This is a genomic window from Sporolactobacillus terrae DSM 11697 (assembly GCF_000648615.1).
Classification (GTDB): Bacteria; Bacillota; Bacilli; order Bacillales; family Sporolactobacillaceae; genus Sporolactobacillus; species Sporolactobacillus terrae.
In genome coordinates, this window is the sequence record NZ_JFZC01000025.1 from 65914 (window position 1) to 85091 (window position 19178).

Annotated in this window: 18 protein-coding genes and 1 riboswitch; of the genes, 13 read left to right on the plus strand and 5 right to left on the minus strand. The window is 44.1% G+C overall.

Features of this window, described 5'->3' with window-relative positions; translation table 11 throughout:
* Window positions 1–9 precede the first annotated feature (9 nt).
* From AA84_RS0103330 to AA84_RS0103350, 5 genes are all read left to right on the plus strand, one after another.
* Complete coding sequence (locus AA84_RS0103330) at window positions 10–2151, plus strand: RNA degradosome polyphosphate kinase (RefSeq protein WP_028976014.1); 2142 nt, start codon at window positions 10–12, stop codon at window positions 2149–2151.
* Window positions 2152–2467: 316 nt separating this feature from the next.
* Window positions 2468–2851, plus strand: coding sequence for a class Ib ribonucleoside-diphosphate reductase assembly flavoprotein NrdI (gene nrdI, locus AA84_RS0103335; protein WP_028976015.1), 384 nt, complete (start codon window positions 2468–2470; stop codon window positions 2849–2851).
* A complete protein-coding gene (nrdE, locus tag AA84_RS0103340) occupies window positions 2814–4919 on the plus strand; it encodes a class 1b ribonucleoside-diphosphate reductase subunit alpha (RefSeq protein ID WP_051577795.1) in 2106 nt (701 codons plus the stop codon). The genes nrdI and nrdE overlap by 38 nt, the downstream gene beginning before the upstream one ends.
* A gap of 63 nt (window positions 4920–4982) precedes the next feature.
* Window positions 4983–5963, plus strand: a complete 981-nt coding sequence (gene nrdF / locus AA84_RS0103345) for a class 1b ribonucleoside-diphosphate reductase subunit beta (RefSeq protein ID WP_028976017.1) — start codon at window positions 4983–4985, stop codon at window positions 5961–5963.
* Between the two features lie 196 nt (window positions 5964–6159).
* A complete protein-coding gene (locus AA84_RS0103350; protein WP_028976018.1) occupies window positions 6160–6801 on the plus strand; it encodes a YpjP family protein in 642 nt (213 codons plus the stop codon).
* 67 nt (window positions 6802–6868) lie between these two features.
* Here AA84_RS0103350 and AA84_RS0103355 read toward each other — a convergent pair whose 3' ends face one another.
* From AA84_RS0103355 to AA84_RS0103375, 5 genes are all read right to left on the minus strand, one after another.
* Window positions 6869–7489 (minus strand): GDSL-type esterase/lipase family protein, encoded by a 621-nt coding sequence (locus AA84_RS0103355; RefSeq protein ID WP_037562861.1) that lies wholly within the window; start codon window positions 7487–7489, stop codon window positions 6869–6871.
* Window positions 7490–7726: 237 nt separating this feature from the next.
* A complete protein-coding gene (locus AA84_RS0103360) occupies window positions 7727–8530 on the minus strand; it encodes a CAP domain-containing protein (protein WP_028976020.1) in 804 nt (267 codons plus the stop codon).
* A gap of 639 nt (window positions 8531–9169) precedes the next feature.
* Complete coding sequence (locus AA84_RS0103365; protein ID WP_051577796.1) at window positions 9170–11293, minus strand: S9 family peptidase; 2124 nt, start codon at window positions 11291–11293, stop codon at window positions 9170–9172.
* A 142-nt stretch (window positions 11294–11435) separates the two neighbouring features.
* Window positions 11436–11771 (minus strand): spore coat protein, encoded by a 336-nt coding sequence (locus AA84_RS0103370; RefSeq protein WP_028976022.1) that lies wholly within the window; start codon window positions 11769–11771, stop codon window positions 11436–11438.
* Window positions 11771–12049: a hypothetical protein gene (locus AA84_RS0103375; RefSeq protein WP_028976023.1), complete on the minus strand. Its 279-nt coding sequence runs from the start codon at window positions 12047–12049 to the stop codon at window positions 11771–11773. The genes AA84_RS0103370 and AA84_RS0103375 overlap by 1 nt, the downstream gene beginning before the upstream one ends.
* A gap of 148 nt (window positions 12050–12197) precedes the next feature.
* On the opposite strand from AA84_RS0103375, the gene AA84_RS0103380 reads away from it, so the two are divergent.
* From AA84_RS0103380 to sufC, 8 genes are all read left to right on the plus strand, one after another.
* A complete protein-coding gene (locus tag AA84_RS0103380) occupies window positions 12198–12578 on the plus strand; it encodes a Spx/MgsR family RNA polymerase-binding regulatory protein (RefSeq protein ID WP_037562862.1) in 381 nt (126 codons plus the stop codon).
* 94 nt (window positions 12579–12672) lie between these two features.
* Window positions 12673–13053, plus strand: a complete 381-nt coding sequence (gcvH, locus tag AA84_RS0103385; RefSeq protein WP_028976025.1) for a glycine cleavage system protein GcvH — start codon at window positions 12673–12675, stop codon at window positions 13051–13053.
* Between the two features lie 288 nt (window positions 13054–13341).
* Window positions 13342–14100, plus strand: coding sequence for an RNA polymerase sigma-I factor (gene sigI, locus AA84_RS0103390; protein WP_037562863.1), 759 nt, complete (start codon window positions 13342–13344; stop codon window positions 14098–14100).
* A gap of 50 nt (window positions 14101–14150) precedes the next feature.
* Window positions 14151–15068 (plus strand): anti-sigma factor domain-containing protein, encoded by a 918-nt coding sequence (locus tag AA84_RS0103395; RefSeq protein WP_420542173.1) that lies wholly within the window; start codon window positions 14151–14153, stop codon window positions 15066–15068.
* A gap of 146 nt (window positions 15069–15214) precedes the next feature.
* Window positions 15215–15330: riboswitch (SAM riboswitch) on the plus strand.
* 163 nt (window positions 15331–15493) lie between these two features.
* Window positions 15494–16513, plus strand: coding sequence for a methionine ABC transporter ATP-binding protein (locus AA84_RS0103405; RefSeq protein ID WP_028976028.1), 1020 nt, complete (start codon window positions 15494–15496; stop codon window positions 16511–16513).
* A complete protein-coding gene (locus tag AA84_RS0103410; protein ID WP_028976029.1) occupies window positions 16506–17171 on the plus strand; it encodes a methionine ABC transporter permease in 666 nt (221 codons plus the stop codon). The genes AA84_RS0103405 and AA84_RS0103410 overlap by 8 nt, the downstream gene beginning before the upstream one ends.
* Window positions 17172–17245: 74 nt before the next feature.
* On the plus strand, window positions 17246–18076 hold the full coding sequence (locus AA84_RS0103415; RefSeq protein WP_028976030.1) for a MetQ/NlpA family ABC transporter substrate-binding protein: 831 nt from the start codon (window positions 17246–17248) through the stop codon (window positions 18074–18076).
* Between the two features lie 293 nt (window positions 18077–18369).
* Window positions 18370–19152 carry a Fe-S cluster assembly ATPase SufC gene (gene sufC, locus AA84_RS0103420; RefSeq protein ID WP_028976031.1) on the plus strand — a complete coding sequence of 261 codons (783 nt, stop codon included), beginning with the start codon at window positions 18370–18372 and terminating at the stop codon, window positions 19150–19152.
* The last annotated feature ends 26 nt before the right edge of the window (window positions 19153–19178 follow it).

The following is a 19178-nucleotide window of genomic DNA, read 5'->3' on the forward strand; positions in this document are numbered from 1 at the left end:
GTGGTTGTCATGGAACAGTTCGATCGACAGGAGTACTTCAGCAATCGCGAACTGAGCTGGTTGCTTTTTAATGAGCGGGTTCTTGAGGAAGCAAGAGACAAAGATAATCCGCTGCTTGAACGGGTAAAGTTTTTGTCGATCACCGCAAGCAATCTAGACGAATTCTTTATGGTACGGGTGGCATCATTAATTGACATGGTTAACGTTGGCTATGATAAACCGGATCCTTCCGGAATGAAGCCGGAACAGCAGCTTGCTGCAATCAGTACAGCTGCCCACCATATGATTGCCCAACAGTATACCACGTATAATCGGATGCTGAAGAAGCTCCTTGATGAGAAAAATATTCATATTCTGGACGTCGATGAATTGGCGCAAAAACAACTCGATTTTATCGACCATTACTTCAACCGTGAAGTTTATCCGGTTCTGACACCGATGGCCGTCGATTCGTCACGCCCGTTTCCGCTGATCTTGAATAAAAGCATTAATATCGCTGCATTCATTCATAAAAAGAACAGTCAAATCCAGCATCGTGAGTTTGTCACGGTACAGGTTCCAAATGTTCTACCGCGCGTTGTCAAACTGCCGGATCAAGAGGGACATACCAGTTTCATTCTGCTAGAAAACATTATTCGCCGACATTTGCATCAGCTGTTTGTCGGCTTTGATGTCATTGAATCGGCGTGTTACAGAGTTATTCGTGATATGGATCTGGAGGTTGATGAGGAGGATACGGAAGATCTGCTTAAGGAAATTGAGAAGCAGCTCCGTTTGCGTGAGCGCGGCAATGTGATTCATCTTGATGTCGAGGCAGGAATCAGTGACCGCTTAATCGCTAAATTATTCGACCGTCTTTCCGTGAGTCAAGAAAATGTCTATCGCGTAAACGGACCGATTGATTTAACTTTTCTTTCCAAATTAGTGGGAAAAATTGAAGCACCCGGCGATATGGTCTATTCAGCGAATCGCCCATTTATTCAGTACGAATTGCTTGAGCATTCGATCTTTGATGCGATGCGCGCGGGAGACATTTTTCTTCACCATCCGTATGAATCCTTTGATCCGGTGATCGAATTGATTCGCCAAGCTTCAAGGGATCCGCAGGTGCTGGCAATTAAAATGACGCTCTACCGCGTATCAGGGCATTCTCCGATCATCCGTTATTTGGAAAAAGCTGCTGAAAATGGCAAACAGGTAACGGTACTGGTTGAGCTGAAAGCACGTTTTGATGAAGAAAATAACATTAACTGGGCACAGAAATTGGAGAAAACGGGATGTCATGTTATTTACGGACTTGTTGGTCTGAAAACTCACTGCAAAATGGCGCTTGTCGTCAGACGCGAAGAAAACGGGATTAAGCGTTACATGCATTTTGGAACGGGAAACTATAATGATATTACCGCTCACTTTTATACAGATATGGGTCTTCTGACTTGCAATGAGCAGATGGGGATTGATGCATCCAACGTATTCAACATGCTCTCCGGCTATTCAGAACCGCCTTATTTCCATAAATTAGTCATGGCACCACTTTGGTTGCGCGATACCTTGATGGATTTGATTGATAATGAAATTAAAAATGCACAGGACGGTAAACCAGCATTTATTCGCGCTAAAATGAATGCTTTGTCTGATGAAGGGATGATTAAGGCCATGTACCGCGCTTCAGCAGCCGGTGTGAAGATTCAACTGATCATCCGCGGCATCTGCTGCCTGCGCACAGGGATTCCCGGCGTCAGTGAGAATATTGACGTACATTCGATTGTCGGCCGTTACCTGGAGCATAGCAGGATCTATATGTTCGGTAACGGCGGCGATACACTTGTGTATCTGGCCAGTGCTGACTTGATGCCTCGAAATTTAAATCGACGCGTTGAATTAATGTTTCCGATTGAGAATGCAAAGATCAAAAAGACCATCATCGATTTGTTTGATTTGATGATGCGCGACAATATCAAAACGCGCGTTCTAGGAAGCGATAATCACTATGAAAAAACGGATCGACGCGGAAAAATCCCCTTTAATGTTCAGGAGTACTTGGCAAAGATGGCGGCGCAGCGAACGATTCGCCGTGAGGATTCATTACGTGAACGGCGGACCTTTACTCCAATCAAGGGGAACGAAGATTCACAGAATCCGGATCATTGATGGGGGACAACCGAAAAAATTTCTCGACAAATTTGGGGAGCCTTTTCCCCTTAAAACCGCGCATTTTCGAATGAAGTGAGCAGGCTCACGGTTTGATGCAGGAAGAGACATATTGAAACGCATCGGAACATGGCTTATGATAAAAGATAGTTTTTAAAAAACAGGATCAGACCTGATCAATCAGCCACAATATATTCTGGTATAAAATCGTTGAAATACCACAATATATTGTGGTATTGTATTTAATATAATACAGTATGTAGTAAAATGATGTGGTTCTTCATTTTCATTACATAGTAAAGGAGATGCGCCCGAATTGCTGATTTTATACGAAACCATGACGGGGAATGTCAAACGATTTCTTGGCAAGACCGGCCTATCTCACCAGCCAATCAGCAGTGTGGACCGTGTTCAGGAACCGTTTGTGCTCGTCACGAATACAATCGGTTTCGGTGACGCTCCGGAAACCGTTAAGGCGTTTTTAATGAAAAACGGAAATTATCTCGTTGCGGTCGCTGCTAGCGGAAACAGGAACTGGGGGCATAATTTTGCTCATGCGGCAGATGTTGTATCGAAAAGCTACCATGTTCCTATTCTATATAAGTTTGAACTGGGCGGCACAGCAGAAGATGTCGCGGAATTTCAAGAAAGGGTGAAGGCACTTGCCGAACGAAGCGATCAAATCAAAGTCCTATACTGAATTAAATAATGAAGTGCTGACTCGTGGAGAAGACGGTTTTTACTGCTTGGAAAAAGACCAAGCGGCGATCCGGGTCTATATGGAAGAAGTTCATGAAAAAACGATTCATTTCCCGGGAATACTTGAACGGCTGCACTATTTGGTTGACGAATATTATTACTACGATGTTTTTGCACAATATAGTGAAGAAGAGATTGAACGACTGCATCAAATCGCTTCAGACTATCATTTCCAATTCAAATCCTACATGGCTGCAAGTAAATTTTATCGTGACTATGCGATGAAAACCAATGACAAATCTCACTATCTCGAAAACTACGCTGAACGGGTTTCGATTGTTGCTTTATTCCTTTCTGGAGGAAATTATGCACGCGCTGAGCGATTTATGCATGCGATGATGGAGCAGCGCTATCAGCCGGCCACGCCAACGTTCTTAAATGCGGGAAAAGCACGGCGTGGTGAAATGGTTTCCTGTTTTTTGCTTGAATCCGACGACTCGCTCAATTCGATCAACTACATTGAGAGCACCTCGCAGCAACTGTCGAAAATCGGCGGTGGCGTTGCTTTGAACCTTTCGAAGATTCGTGCGCGCGGAGAAGCGATTAAAGGTGTAGAAGGTGTGGCTAAAGGCGTTATACCAGTTGCACGCAAACTTCAGCTTGGGTTCTCCTATGCAGATCAACTGGGACAGCGTCCGGGTGCAGGCGCGGCTTATCTGAATATTTTTCACATGGACGCTCCGGAATTTTTGGATACGAAGAAAGAAAATGCTGATGAAGACATTCGCCTGTCAACCTTGTCCATTGGTTTGATCGTTCCTGGAAAGTTCTTTGAACTTGCTGAGGCCGGGAAAACGTTTTTCATGTTCGCGCCCTACACCGTCTACAAGGCATACGGCAAGCACTTGGACGACATGAATATGGACGAAATGTATGATGAGCTCGTTGCCAATCCAGCAGTCAAAAAGAAAAGTGCCGATGCTCGTGAATTTTTGAATTTGATTGCTCAAATGCAGATGCAGTCCGGCTATCCCTATATTTTTTATAAAGACAATGCCAATAAAAATCATCCGCTTCATCGTCTTGGCGACATCAAAATGTCCAATCTTTGCACAGAGATCTTCCAGTTGCAGGAGACCTCAACGATTAACGACTACAGCGTCCCAGATGATATTCGTTGTGACGTTTCCTGTATTCTTGGCTCCTTAAATATTGTTAATGTAATGGAATCCGGCAAAGTACGCGACTCCGTTCATTCCGGTATTGCTGCGCTGACCAAGGTCAGCGACATGACGGAAATCCCTAATGCACCCGGCGTCAGCCTGGCTAATCGCGAATTGCACTCGGTCGGGTTAGGGGCCATGAATCTGAATGGGTATCTTGCGAAGAACCAAATCGCTTACGAATCAGCAGAAGCGCGTGATTTTGCACGGACGTTCTTCTCGCTCGTAAATTTCTACTCAATTGAAAAATCGATGGTGATTGCAAAAGAACGCGGAGAAACCTTCAAGGGATTTGAAAAAACCGATTATGCAGACGGCTCCTATTTTAAAAAATATGAACAGGACGATTTCCGACCAAAAACAGAGCGCGTTCAAGAACTGTTTAAGGGCATTCCTGTTCCGACGACTGAGGAATGGATCGAGCTTAAGCACAAGGTTGCAACCCACGGCTTATACAATGCTTATCGCCTAGCGGTTGCACCAACACAATCGATCAGTTACGTGCAGAATGCAACCAGTTCGGTTATGCCGGTGGTTAACGTCATTGAACGACGCAAATATGGGAATAGTGAAACAATTTATCCAATGCCGTTCTTGTCACCGCAGACGATGTGGTACTATAAATCGGCGTATCAGACCAATCAGTATCGCGTGATCGACCTGATCGCTGAAATCCAGCAGCATGTCGACCAAGGAATCTCGACAATTCTGTATGTCGACAGTATGACGAGCACAAGGCAGCTTGCACGTCTGTATGTCTATGCACATAAAAAGGGGCTAAAGTCGCTTTACTATACAAGAACGCAGCTTCTTTCACCTGAAGAATGCACCGCCTGCTCGGTGTGAATACATTTGTGATCCAAATGATACTGGAGTCAAGCAGCTGACAGTACGGAGGATGAATTTTTTATGAAGGCAATTAATTGGAATCGAAATGATAATCAAATTGCAAAGGTTTACTGGAAACAAAATATTAACCAGTTTTGGACAGAAGAGGCATTTAAAGTATCGCGCGACCTTTCCGATTGGTCGAACATGACAGAGGATGAGCGGGCAGTCTATGTCGAAGTGTTATCCGGACTGACCGGTCTTGATCGTGAGCAAGGGGACAACGGAATGCCGCTTGTTGCCATCCACCATGATAACATGCATGAACAAGCCGTTTTTGCCTGGATGGGGATGATGGAACATATTCATGCGAAATCGTATTCGCACATTTTTTCAACCCTAATTTCATCGCGTGAAACCGATTATTATCTCGGCGAATGGGTGGATCGACAGCCGGAATTGCAGGAAAAATACCGCTTGATTGCGTATTGGTACAATCAGCTTTACGATAAGAAGGAAAATGTGACACCCTTCAAGCGTTATATGGCGATGTGCGCTTCCGTATTCTTAGAAAGCTTTTCATTTTACAGCGGTTTCTTTTATCCGGTTTTCTTATCCGGACAAGGTCGCATGATTGCCAGCGGGGAGATCATTCGCAAAATTATTCAGGACGAGTCGATACATGGAAGCTTCACCGGAATGGTGGCGCAACGGCTGTATCGCGAGGACTTAACGGATGAAGAACGCAAGCAAGCAGATCAGCAGCGAGAAAAACTGCTGGATCAGTTAATTGGGATCGAAAAAATATATACAGAAAAAATATACACGAAAATCGGTTTGACTCGTGAGGTTATGGATTATGTGTACTACAATGCGAATCGCGCCCTGCAGAATCTCGGGTATGAGGATAAATATGATCATGAACCGGTGAGCCAAATCGTGCTGAATGGGATCGATACCGGAACCATCAACCATGATTTCTTCTCAACGAAAGGTGATTATGTGGTTCCTCTTAATATTGAACCGCTCACGGATGAAGATTTTAATTTTGACAATGTATGAACCAAAGAAGGTGTCTCAAAAATCAAGGCTAATGATGAGACACCTTCTTTTTTTGTAGCGATGGATTCTTTAGTACTGCATGGTCTGCCTGCGATCAGTGAAAATCACGCGTGATAACAGCACTTAACTGACAGAAATCTCGACCAAGATACGAAAAATATAAGAATTGTACGATAAATGACTTGGAGGTTTTTCGGTGCCTGTTCAATGGATAAAAAAAGGACTGGTTACGCTTGTTGCCGTACTAACATTCGGCTTGATCACACCAGCACCGCCTGCACATGATCTGGACAAACAGAATGATCAGCAAAACCTTCATGAGTCGGAGACTGCGCGTACAAGCACTCATGAGCAAAACGCTCAGCAATCAGAGCAAAGCGACGATTCATGGCGATCATCAAATGAAAAAATGCAGCTAATCAAAGGACTTTCTGCGTATGTGTCCCGTGAAGCATTGACACAAGGAAAGCAGAAATTTGGCACCCGAATCGGGGAAAAGCTAAGTGACCCATACATAACAGAGGTCGTCCCAGTTTTTATCAATGCGGTTAAAGAGATCAGTATGGCACGCGATAAAACGTGGATTCGTTCACTTGACATTACCCATGCACCGGCAGCGGGTTATGGGGAGCGCATCATCCATGTTTACAATACATTATCCGGTCAGGAAGTCGCGAAGCTTCATGTAAGAAGGAATCACCCACCTCAGGCCGGCTATGCGTTTCAGTTCCATTATCATACTGTATTGGATGGCTTCAAGGATCATCATGAGATCAAAACGATTTACTGGGGGAAAAATATGCCGCCAAAGTGGCAGAACACGCCAATCGAAACTTAAACCTACTGCATAAACAAACGGCTCAGCTTCTAAGGAGTCTTTTTTTTTCGAGTGGCATGTTTAAAAATCACACTGGCGTTACTTCAGCCATCACACGATAACCGATCGGATTTGGATGCAGATGGTCAAAACCGAGCAGCTGCGGTTCATACCCTGAAAAGGCATGATAAACGTCAGCGATACGCACGTGCGCATCATCCTCGAACTGATTTAAACGTTTATTGTAGTCTTCAAGCCAATGATTAGTTCCCGGTATATAGAAGAGTGGATTGTATAAATTAAGAATGCGCACCCGATAAGAATCAGTGCTGTCTTCATGAAGCAGATGAATCCTGTAGATCATCTGTTCCATGTGGGCTAAACTGTTTTCAGTCGCTTGCAAGACTGCTGAGAAGTCGCCCGTTTTCATCCAATATCTGCCGGCTTTGAGAAAATCATTGCCGCCGCCTGTAATCGTGAGAAACGTTGATCTTCCAATCGCTGCAGCGATTTCCGGGCGAAATGTGGATTGCAGAATCTGTTCGGTTGTTGCCCCGTTCTTTGCAAAAATCTGTCGTTGCAGCTTTATGTGGTAATACACCTCTAGCTTTCGCTGATAAAGTTTAACAAAATTAGGTTGAAATACGGTTGATCCGACGCCTACGGTTAATGAATCGCCCAGTGCAGTATAGAGAGGCTCTGCGCGCAAATCGTCACCTCCAATTGAGAAAGTTTCCATATTTCTAATGTATTCTTATGAGCTGCATCTGGTTCAAGCATATAGAATGCTTGAACCAATAAGGCATGAAATCAAGTCAAGTCATAGCAGTTTAATTTTCATTTTATCTATGATGGCTGCCGCCGAGAAGAAACAAAAAAACAGCATCTGCCTCATGTACATGGCAAGATGCTGAAAGTGAATGTTGAATTGTTTTGGGGGTAGAAATTAGTTGCCGATAAATTCTTGAGTCCAGTAAGATCCGTAAGAACCGCCGTCAACGTAACCGACACCAATTGTCGTAAAGCTTCCTTTCAGAATGTTCGCACGGTGACCCGGGCTATTCATCCATCCTTGAACGACTTCTTCTGGCGTCTTTTGTCCTGCGGCAATGTTTTCACCGGCTGTTTTATAAGAAATACCGAATTGTTTCATCATGTCAAATGGTGAACCATAGGTCGGTGACTGGTGGTCAAAATAGTTTTTGTCTTTCATGTCTTGAGATTTTGCACGGGCCATTTTTGACAGTTTACTGTTGTCTGCTTTCAATGGCTGCAGACCTGCTTTTGTCCGTTCTTGGTTGGTCAAATCAACAACCTTTTGTTCAAAGGCATTCAGTTCACTGTCCGATGGCTGTGACGAATCATTTGCAGGCTTGTCTGCTTTTTCAGAAGTGCCGTTTCCTTGGCTTGGTGCCGGTTGTTTTTTTTGAGAATCAGCCTTAGGCTTTTCTGCCTGAGGTGTCTCCTTCTTTTTCTCCGGAGCCTTTACCGACGCATCTTTTGCATTCAGCTGCAAATTAAGCTGTTCCTGGAGCTGGGTCCCATCAAGGTTGATTCCAAGTTTCTTAAGCAAAGCATCGAGATCCGTAGCTTGCTGTTCTTGCACATTCAATGGATTGATCAATGCATTGAATTGCTTCGTGCAAACTTTACTGTTTGACGGAGACGCTGCTTGTGCCTGACCTCCTCCAAAAGCGAGTGGCAGGGCAAGGGCACCTGCGATCGTTAAACCAACAACTTTCTTTTTCATTGTATAACTCCCTCCTTGGTTCATAGGTTTCGGGATTAGGAGATTAGTAATGGGGTAAAAGGATGAATTGCATGATGTTACCAGATTTGTGGAAGATTAAGTAAAAATGGAGGAAATGCGGAAATGGCATGCATCAACTCAGCGCGATCCCGCTGGCGCCAGAATAGCTCCGCTTTGATTCTTAGCTAAGACACTGGTCCATTGGTTTGAAGATGGGGCAAAATCTTATACTTTCTTTTCCTGCAAGAAAACCGGGCAAAAAGCGCCCGGTCCTTATCTTCGCAAGATGTGGTGGCTTTCGCGTTGCATACAGGACGTACTTTCACAGGATGTGATGGCTTTCGCGTTGCATACAGGACGTACTTTCACAGGATGTGATGGCTTTCGCGTTGCATACAGGACGTATGCGCACTTAGCGAAAGTTCCTTTATCATTAAGAAAGTTCTTTTGCATCAAGAAAGTTCCTTTATAATCAGGAAGGTTCCTTTTCTATATCGCTATATCGCTATATCGCTATATCGCTTATCCCTGTTCAGCAAGTGCAAAACCATAAACCTTCTTTATGTGAAAAAAGAGCATCTCAAAGTTGAAACCGAACGCTTGAGATGCCCTCTGTAAGTGTGATCGAGACGGTGACGTTTAGTCGCTTGTTTCTTTTGGACAATAACGATTAAACCAATTAATCAGTTCGTGTAAACGCGTAAAACGATTTTGCGGCCGTCCACTGCGCGAAAGCTCATGATTTTCACCATTGATGCGCACAAAACGAGCAGGAACGCCAAGGCGGCGCAAGGCAACATACCATTGTTCTGCTTGTTCGATCGGGCAGCGATGGTCCTGCTCGCTATGGATAATGCAGATTGGTGTTTTAACTCTCGGCGCGTTACGGATTGGTGAGAACTGCATCAACCGTTCTTCAGCATCCCATAAATCAGCACCATTAAAATAGCGCTTCAGAAAATAGTAGCCGATATCGCTTGTTCCGTAAAAATTATAAAGGTTGCAAATGGAACGCTGGGTTACGGCGGCACGAAAACGATTGGTCGTACCAATGATGGTATTGGTCATGAAGCCTCCGTAACTGCCCCCGGTGACGTATTGATGCGTCCGATCGCATTCTGGAAAATGATCAAGAACATAATCAAGGCCCTTTAAAATATCTTCTTTATCTTTTCTGCCCCAGTCGTTAAAGCATCCCGCACAAAAAGCAGAGCCGTAACCACGGCTGCCGCGCGGGTTGGTATAAACGACCGCATACCCCTCTGCTGCAAGACATTGAAATTCATGATGAAATGAATCGCCATATGCGGAAGCGGGTCCACCATGAATTTCAAGAACAATGGGAATTTTCCCTGTTTTTCGTGCGCGTGTTGGCGGCAGCAATACCCATCCATCGATGGTCCAATCATCAGCCCCCTTGTAAGTAAAAGCAATCGGTTCATTGAGATCGAGTTGGTTAAAAAGCGATTGATTATGGAAACTGTTTTGTCGAATTGAGTCGTTATTTCCTAGGAAATAAAGCTCACCGGTTGAAAGCGGTGTTGAAATGATTGCAGCAATAACGTTGTTCTGCATCGCAAAAGAAGTGACGACATGCTTTTCTTTCATAAAAAGCGTTGTGCAGCTCCCGTCAAGATGCACCGTCTTTAAGCCGCTAATCGCTCCGTCTTGAACGAGACAGATCAACGCTTGGCTATCCTCCGTCCACGCAATTAAGGAATTTCCTGCATCAAAGCGGGCATCGGTACTAACAAAGTTACCAAGTGATAGATTCCAGTGCTCGGTTATATGATGGACGGTTCCTCCATGAGAAGGGAGCAACAATAGCTCAATGTTTTTCGGAGAAAATTCACCATCTTCAGTTCCAGCAAGTGCGACCGTGCGTCCATCTGGGGAAACAGCGAGATCATAGAGTGTGCCGTTGGCTTGATAAATGCAGGTTGTTGTTTCCGTTGACAAGTGATACGAGTAGACATCAAACAGAAAATCACTTGTTTCAGGAGCGGATTTTGTCATTAAAAAGTAGAGTGTATGTCCATCTAATGAAAACCGCGGCATCTTCGCATCACAATTTGGTTTGGTGATCCGTGTCTGCTGCTTGCGCTTAATCGAGCAGAAGTATAGGACGCCTGTCTGATCAACAAAACCTTTCCCATTTTGCAGATAGCGGAGTCTTGTAATGACCGTCACATCATCATTTTCCGATTCTTGACGATCCTTATTTATGGCTCGGCAGACCATGTGCATACGATCTGGACTCAGTACATAATCCTCAACGCCATGTTCAAATTTGGTTACTTGTTCCGATTCACCGCCGGATAATCGGATACGCCAAACCTGATCCGTTCCAGTTTGATTGGATAAATAATAAACATAAGTTCCGTCTGCAGAGAAAGAAGGGCGGTGATGCTTGATCAACCGATCCGTTTGGTACGCGTGAGTCAGCGGCCTTGGTGCCTGTTCATCATTTGTTATGTATAGTGTCGAAACATAACCGTTTTGATGTAAGTCGGTCTTTGTTACTACATAGACAGCGGTTGTTCCATCGGGAGAGAGCACGGGGTTTCCGGCAAACGTAAATTGTGCCAAATCTTCAACGGCAATTAATCGTTTATTCAAAATGTTGCCTCCTTTTTGTTCATTATAGGTGATTAGAAAAGGAAGATCAGCATTTTTTGTTTGAAACAACAAAAACCGGACAAAAATCGTCCGGTGCTGAATCGTCGCTTCGGTTACTCGCTTGCCGCCTTGATTCTCGGTCAAGGTACTGGCCTATTCGCTTGAAGACGGGGTAAAGTAACGCACAGCTGCGCGCAGTACTGCACGCCAAATCTTATACTTTCTTCCCTTATGAAAAAAACATCATCCCAAGGTATGGGATGATGTCAAAAGGCAAAACTTAACCTTATTTAGGAAATTGCTGCTGCGCGTACTGAGTGAACTGCTGCACCGCCTGTTGAATCTTTTGCGGGTCTTGAGACTCCATTTTGTACCAGCCTTTGTGGAACATGAGGTTAAAGAGATCACGTTGGTGATCGCTGGTCTGTTCGGAGACGTTCTTTATATCTTGATATAAAGATTGATGGCTGGCTTCTTGAAGCGCATGTGCATAAGAGACGCCTAAATACTTTTCTGTAAGCAGTACATCGTTCAAGTAGTCGCGGTCATTCATTTGCGGGGTTTTTGAAACCTGAGCTTCCGGATTTTGAATCGGCGTGGATTGTGCCGGCTGTTGTTCCATCATTTTGCCATACCTCCTGCCATTGTTTTCGCTTGAACGTGTTTGCTCAGGTGATTCAGGATTGCTTGGTAATGGCGCATGTGAAGCTGGCATGTCCGATTCATCGCTTGAACAACGTCCTGATCCTGACACATTGTCGCGTAGGCATGAGCCTTTTTAATGACTTCAAGGTTCCACGAAAGCATGTCTTCAATGTACAGAAAATCTTTTGTAGAAAGTATTGCCGGAGGCTGTGGGTAGGTCACTTGATTCTGCCCGCTTTGCTGTTGCATATTCATGTGTTTTTCACACTCCTGTTTTGTTTGGTAGCGGCGCTCCTTTGTATTATGTCCACACGCTTTAAAAAAATTGATACGAATCAGTGGTGATCTTTGGTTTACCCAATAAGCTTGGGTATAATAAAAAAGAAAGCAAAACGAAGAGAGGATGAGCGATGTGCTTACGATGTACAGTTACCCGCCATGCGGCACTTGCCGAAAAGCAAAAAAATGGTTGGATGAGCATGATATTTCCTATCAGATCATAAATATTGCTGAGCAGCCGCCAAACCGTGCCTTGCTAGCACAGATCATCAAAAAAAGCGGGACAGCGATCGGCAAATTTTTTAATACAAGCGGAAAGCATTACCGTGAAGGCGATTATAAAAACAAAAGAAAAGATGCTTCTGACGAACAATTGCTGGAGTGGCTGGAAGCAGACGGCATGCTGATCAAACGTCCACTTGTTTTTGATGAACAAAAGGCGACCGTTGGATTCAGTGAGAACATGTTTGAAAAGGAATGGCTGGAAAAGGTTAAGAACGCGTAAACTTTACTGTTTTTTCTTCCATTTCCTTACGGTATAATATGTATATATTTAGGAAGACGAACATCATTCATTTGTGAAAAACGGAGGCAAAATAATGAGCGTACCAACAGACCTGCTTTATTCAAAGGACCATGAATGGGTAAAAAAAGAAGCCGATGGAAAAGTTCGTATCGGTATTACAGAATTTGCACAAAAAGAACTTGGAGATATCGTTTTTGTCGAACTGCCTGAAGTCGGTGCAGAACTGAATGCCGGCGATTCATTCGGCAGCGTTGAATCAGTAAAGACGGTTTCAGAACTATACGCACCGGTTAACGGAGTCGTGTCTGAAATTAATGATGAATTGGAGGATTCACCCGAATTTGTCAACGAGTCGCCCTACGAAAAAGCGTGGATGATTGAACTTGAATCTGTGGATGAATCTGCGTTTGGACAATTACTTGATGCTGCTGCTTATGAGAAATTGATCGGTTAATTTAAAAAGCGCAAAGTTTAAGACACCACCGCTCATCACAATCCTTGTCATCAATTTGTTACCGTATTGTTGCTTTATTTGGAGCAGCAGCCCATGGTATAAATAAGACAAGGATTTTTTGTGTTCATTCGACAAAAAATGATAGACTTGTACATTAACAAAAGTTTTTGACAATAGTTCATCCAGTTAATGGGACATGTTATGTTATAAAAAAGAAGAGCAACCGACTCTGGATCTTGACTAGTTTTTTACTTAAAGAAGAAGCAAAAGCGAGAGGTGAGTGTTTTGATGAGCGCAAACCAGATGACATTAGGCGGAGCGTTTAATATTTCGCTTGAAAATAATATATCCCAAGTACAACAGGGAAATGAAATCTTGAGAAACTCAATTATCGAATCCTACAAACCTTTTATTAAAAAGGTTGTTTCTAAAGTATGCAATCGTTTTATCGATCAAACAATGGACGAATTCAGTGTGGGTCTCGTTGCGTTCAACGAGGCGATCAATCAATATCAGAACGGTCAGGGGAGTAAATTTCTGACTTTTGCCGATATGGTTATTCGTCGCCGAATCATCGATTTTATTCGAAAAGAATCCCGACAAGTACGCCATATTTACTTGGATCAGACAAAACCGTCGGATGAAAATACGATGGAAGAAAGCTTTATCGAACAACAAGCGGCGATTGATCACTACGAAGAACAGCGTCGCATTCAAGAACGGATGGAACAGATTGAAAGCTACCGCGCGCTGCTGCTCGATTACGGCATTACGTTTGATGTACTGAGCAAACACTGCCCGAAGCATGCAGATGCACGCGAAAATGCAAAAGTTTCTGCGAAATTGCTTGTTGAACATAAGGAATTGGTCGCTTACTTAAAGAAAAAAAAGCAGTTACCGATAAAAGATTTGTTACAATTTGTTTCGTGCTCCCGTAAAACGATTGAAAGGAATCGAAAGTATATAATAGCTTTAGCACTCATCTATATTGGTGGGTTCAGCGCATTACGGTCCTATATTGAACCAGAAATGGAGACGGTTCAATGACCTGAGAAAGGTGGGGAGAAACACTGATTAAACAAGATCAGGGTGTACTCATTTCCAAGAGAGGGCGCCGTGCCATCGTTTTAACTGATGACGGAGATTTTAAGTCCGTTCATCTCACACGGACGGCGAGATTGTCGATTGGCCAAACCGTTACGGCGGCACACCTTGCTCATTTCTTCCTTCTTCCCAAATCGCTTATGATACCGATGATGGCACTGAGCATCTCCGTGCTCTGTTTTCTGCCGCTTTCACACAGCTCATACGCGCCCCCAGGGCCTGTGGCCGCTTATGTATATTTTGATCTGAAAGCGAGCGTTGAAGCGAGTGTGGATCGCAACATGAACATTATTTCTGTTCAACCTTTAAACCAGGAGGCAAAACAATTTATTCAAGAACGCCCAATGCTTCAGAATGGGTCTTTTCAAGAACTGAGCGCAGCGCTGCTTTCAAAATTGGGCAAGGATTCGGGCAGCTCACTTTGCATTGTTACGTCCGTTCTTACGGATCAAATCAGCCGTTCGCAACGAACGGATTTCACTAGTGGTCTGACTGCAGCATTCAAAAGCAGTACACGTCGCGCAATAAAGGCGAACGGCATCGGCGTGCAATGGCTGCATACCTCGCTCCAGCAAAAACGAGCGGCTGAAGCACGTGGTTTGTCGGCGGGCAAGTATCTGCTTTATTTAAATGCGAATGCCTATGGGAAAACGTTATCCCTTGATGATGCTCGGCAGCTGTCCGCCGAGAAAATTCGCGAACGGTCGGCGTCACTTTCACTCCCTTGGCGCGCTTTATTTAAGGAAACGAAAAGTATTCGGGCGAATCATCCAAAAGCGGAGCAGGCCGTATCGGACTGGAGGCATGCACATCCGCTCTTTCAGAATCCGTTTCAATCGAGAGAACGGTTCATCGATCAAAGGGACAGTGGTTACCACGATCTGAATAGTCGCACTGCGTGTTATGCCTGAACGGTATAAAGGGGATTAAGAACAAGGAAAACCGCTGTGACGGTGTACCGTGATAAGCTTGATCGAAGCAGCACGGGGAATGATAAAAAGAATTGACACGAACCGTTTTGGATGGTAAATTAAGTACACTCAATTGAATAGAAAAACTCTTATCCAGAGTGGCGGAGGGACTGGCCCGATGATGCCCGGCAACCTGATTGCGCATGCGCAAAGTCAAGGTGCTAATTCCTACAGAAGTGTAATGTATTCTGGCAGATGAGAGAGGCGGACCCACCTCTCTCAAGGCGGGTTTTTTTATTGGAGAATAATGAATGAACAAGAGGTGAAGGGGCCGGAAACGTTTCATAATCGAAACGAAAACACAGGAAAACAGTTTTTTTATGCCTTGGATGGCGTTGTGTAATTTTTGAAAGCGGTGAACGCATTTGATTCAATTAAGCAATATTGAGAAAACGTTTCGAACTGCGAGAGGTCCTGTCCAAGCTTTAACAAGGGTTAATCTCAAGGTTCAAGAAGGAGAAGTGTTCGGTATTATCGGGTACAGCGGTGCTGGAAAAAGTACGCTGATTCGGTTGATTAATTTACTTGAGAAACCGACTTCAGGGACCATCACGATCGATGGCCACGATTTGACGAAGCTGAATGAGCGTCAGTTGCGTAAAGAACGGCGCAATATCGGTATGATCTTTCAACATTTCAATCTGCTTTGGTCGCGAACCGTTGCCGAGAATATTGCACTTCCCTTAGAGTTAACGAATACGAACAAAGATCAGCGCGAGTCCAGAATTGCGGAATTGATCAAAATGGTGGGGTTGGAAGGAAAGGAATCGGCTTATCCCGCGCAACTGAGTGGTGGTCAAAAACAGCGTGTCGGCATTGCACGCGCTCTGGCGAACAACCCAAAGGTGCTTTTGTGCGATGAAGCAACGTCTGCACTTGATCCCAAAACGACCGATTCAATTCTTTCGCTTTTGTCATCGATCAATCAATCATTAGGCATAACGATCCTATTGATTACCCATGAAATGTCCGTCATTCAAAAGCTATGCAGACGCGTCGCCGTTCTTGACCATGGCTGCATTGTCGAAGAGGGCAGCGTTACCGAGGTGTTCCAACACCCGAAACAGCAGATAACGAAAGAATTCATCGGTAGTTCCGATGACGGCCGCAGGCAGAAGGCAGCACGTTTGCGTGATTTGGCGCCGAAGCGTGCAACACTGGTTCATCTAAGTGCGGATAATCCGCAGCTTCTTCAGAAAAATCTTGCCCGACTGCTTGCCAACACTAACCTTTCAGTTAAAGTGCTGGGGACTGAGCGTTCAGATAAGGACCATCAGGAGAAGACATTGCTTGCCGTCGAAGGAACTATCCATGTGATGAACGATGCTTTTGCAGCGATTCGTTCCGAGCATGCAGCAATCGAGGTGCTCAATTCTAATGAGTGAATGGCTTCAAACGGTTGATTGGCCCGGCATGTGGCTGGCAACCGGACAAACGCTTTATATGACGATTATATCTGGTGTTTTTACATTTATTTTAGGTATTTTTTTAGGTTTACTGCTCTATTTAACCGCAAAAGGTGGACTTTTTGAAAATCAGGTGATCTATGGTCTGATCGCCTCATTTGTCAATACTTTCCGATCAATCCCGTTTATCATCTTAATTATTCTTTTGATCCCGTTCACAATGCTCCTGCTTGGCACAATGATCGGAGCAACGGCGGCGTTGCCGGCAATTATTATTGGTTCGGCGCCGTTCTATGGCCGACTGGTTGAAATTGGACTTAGAGAAGTGGACAAAGGCGTCATTGAAGCCGCTCAGGCAATGGGGGCAACGAGGTGGCAGATTGTTCTGAAGGTCTTGCTTCCCGAGGCGATGCCGGCGTTATCCTCAGGGATGACGGTAACTTTTATTGCTCTGATCGGCAATACGGCAATGGCGGGTGTTATTGGTGCCGGCGGTTTAGGCACGATTGCATATAATGAAGGTTTTCAAACAAATAATAACTTGATTACGTTCATTGCAACGATCATCATCCTAGTCATTGTTTTTTTGATTCAATACATTGGCGATCGCATCACGCGACGTGTAGACAAGAGATAGACAGCTAAAAGCTGATCATAAAAAAATGATGGTAAAAAAATCATGGCGACACATCTTAATTGGGGGTTACAAATATGAAAAAGTCAATCGTTTTTTCGCTCATTCTAGCATTCGCACTCATTCTCAGCGCATGCGCACAATCGGCAGGATCGTCTCAAAAGACGTCTCAAAAGACGCAAACACTCACTGTCGGTGCGTCAGCAGTTCCTCATGCACAAATCTTGAAACAAGCGGTACCGCTGCTGAAGAAAAAAGGGATTAACTTGAAAGTAAAAGTGTTCCAAGACTATGTATTGCCCAACCAGGCGCTTGCATCAAAACAATTGGACGCCAATTACTTCCAGCACGTTCCATTCCTAGATCTCTATAATAAACAACACAATACAGATTTAGTTAATGCAGGAAAAATCCACATTGAACCTTTTGGTATTTATTCGAAGAAATATAAAAAGGTTGCCGACATAAAAGACGGAGCAACGGTTCAAATCAGCAACAACAAGTCAGAACAAGGCCGTATTCTGCTGCTCTTGCAGTCGAAAGGGCTTTTGAAGATCAAATCCGGCGTTGATCCGATTTCTGCTACACTAAAAGACATTAATAACTTCAAACATCTGAAATTCCTGCAGCCGATTGATCCGGCACTTCTGCCAAAAGCCTACGAAAATAGTGCGGCAGACCTGTTTGCGATTAATACAAATTTTGCGCTTCAAGCAAAACTGCAGCCGAAAAAAGATGCGTTGATTCTCGAAGGCGCTTCATCGCCATATGCGAATATTATCGCCGTACGCAAGGGCGATCAAAATAAAAAAGCAATTAAAGAGTTAGTCGATGTGCTTCAATCTAAGGAAATCCAATCATTTATTAATGAAAAATACAAAGGCGCAGTACTGCCGGTATCTGAATAATAACAAATACAAGACCGATGAAACCGCTCGATAGCCATGGCTGAGCGGTTTTTTTCTATTCTAATCAGAGCGATTCGTTTCTCCTTTTACAATCATAAATAAAGTTGTTTTTTTATCAAAGATCAATGATGAATCTTGAAAACAGCGGTATAATACGGGTACATACATTTATAAACGATGGGGATATCCTTTTATTTGCTATCTATTTACATCTGATATAAGATGATAATGAGAATAGATTGAGAATGTGAATCAATCTGCAAATTGACATTATCCATACTGGAGGTTTTGAGATGACTGCACCTGAATTGAAAATAAACGACCTTCACGTTTCCGTTGAAGGCAAGTCCATTGTCAAGGGCTTTGATCTAGATATGAAGGGCGGAGAGATTCACGCCTTGATGGGGCCAAACGGAACAGGGAAATCAACGGTTGCATCGGCACTGATGGGGCATCCGAAGTATGAAGTCACTTCAGGACAGGCTTTGCTTAACGAGCAGAACCTGCTGGATATGGCGGTTGATGAACGTGCCCGCGCAGGAATGTTTCTCGCCATGCAGTACCCAAGTGAAGTGAGCGGTGTCAGCAATGCTGATTTTCTAAGAACAGCGATTAACGGCAGACGCGGCGAAGGCAATGAGATTCCGCTGATGAAGTTTATCAAAACGCTGGATAAAAAAATGAACATGCTGGAAATGGATGAATCCTTTGCCGAACGCTATGTCAATGAAGGATTCTCCGGCGGTGAAAAGAAACGCAACGAAATATTGCAGCTGATGATGCTTGAACCGAAATTTGCGATCTTGGATGAAATTGATTCTGGGTTGGATATTGATGCGTTGAAGTGGGTTGCCAAAGGGGTTAACTCGATGCGCTCAGAGAACTTTGGCTGCTTAATTATCACCCACTATCAGAGGCTGTTGAATTATATTAAACCGGATAAGGTACACATTATGATGCAAGGACGGATTGTTAAAACAGGCGGACCGGAACTTGCTTTGCAGCTTGAAAAAGAAGGCTATGACGGGATGAAGGCTGAACTGGGTATTAAAGACGATGAAACGGTAGAAGCCTGAACGTTGAAATAGTAAGGAGGGGTGAC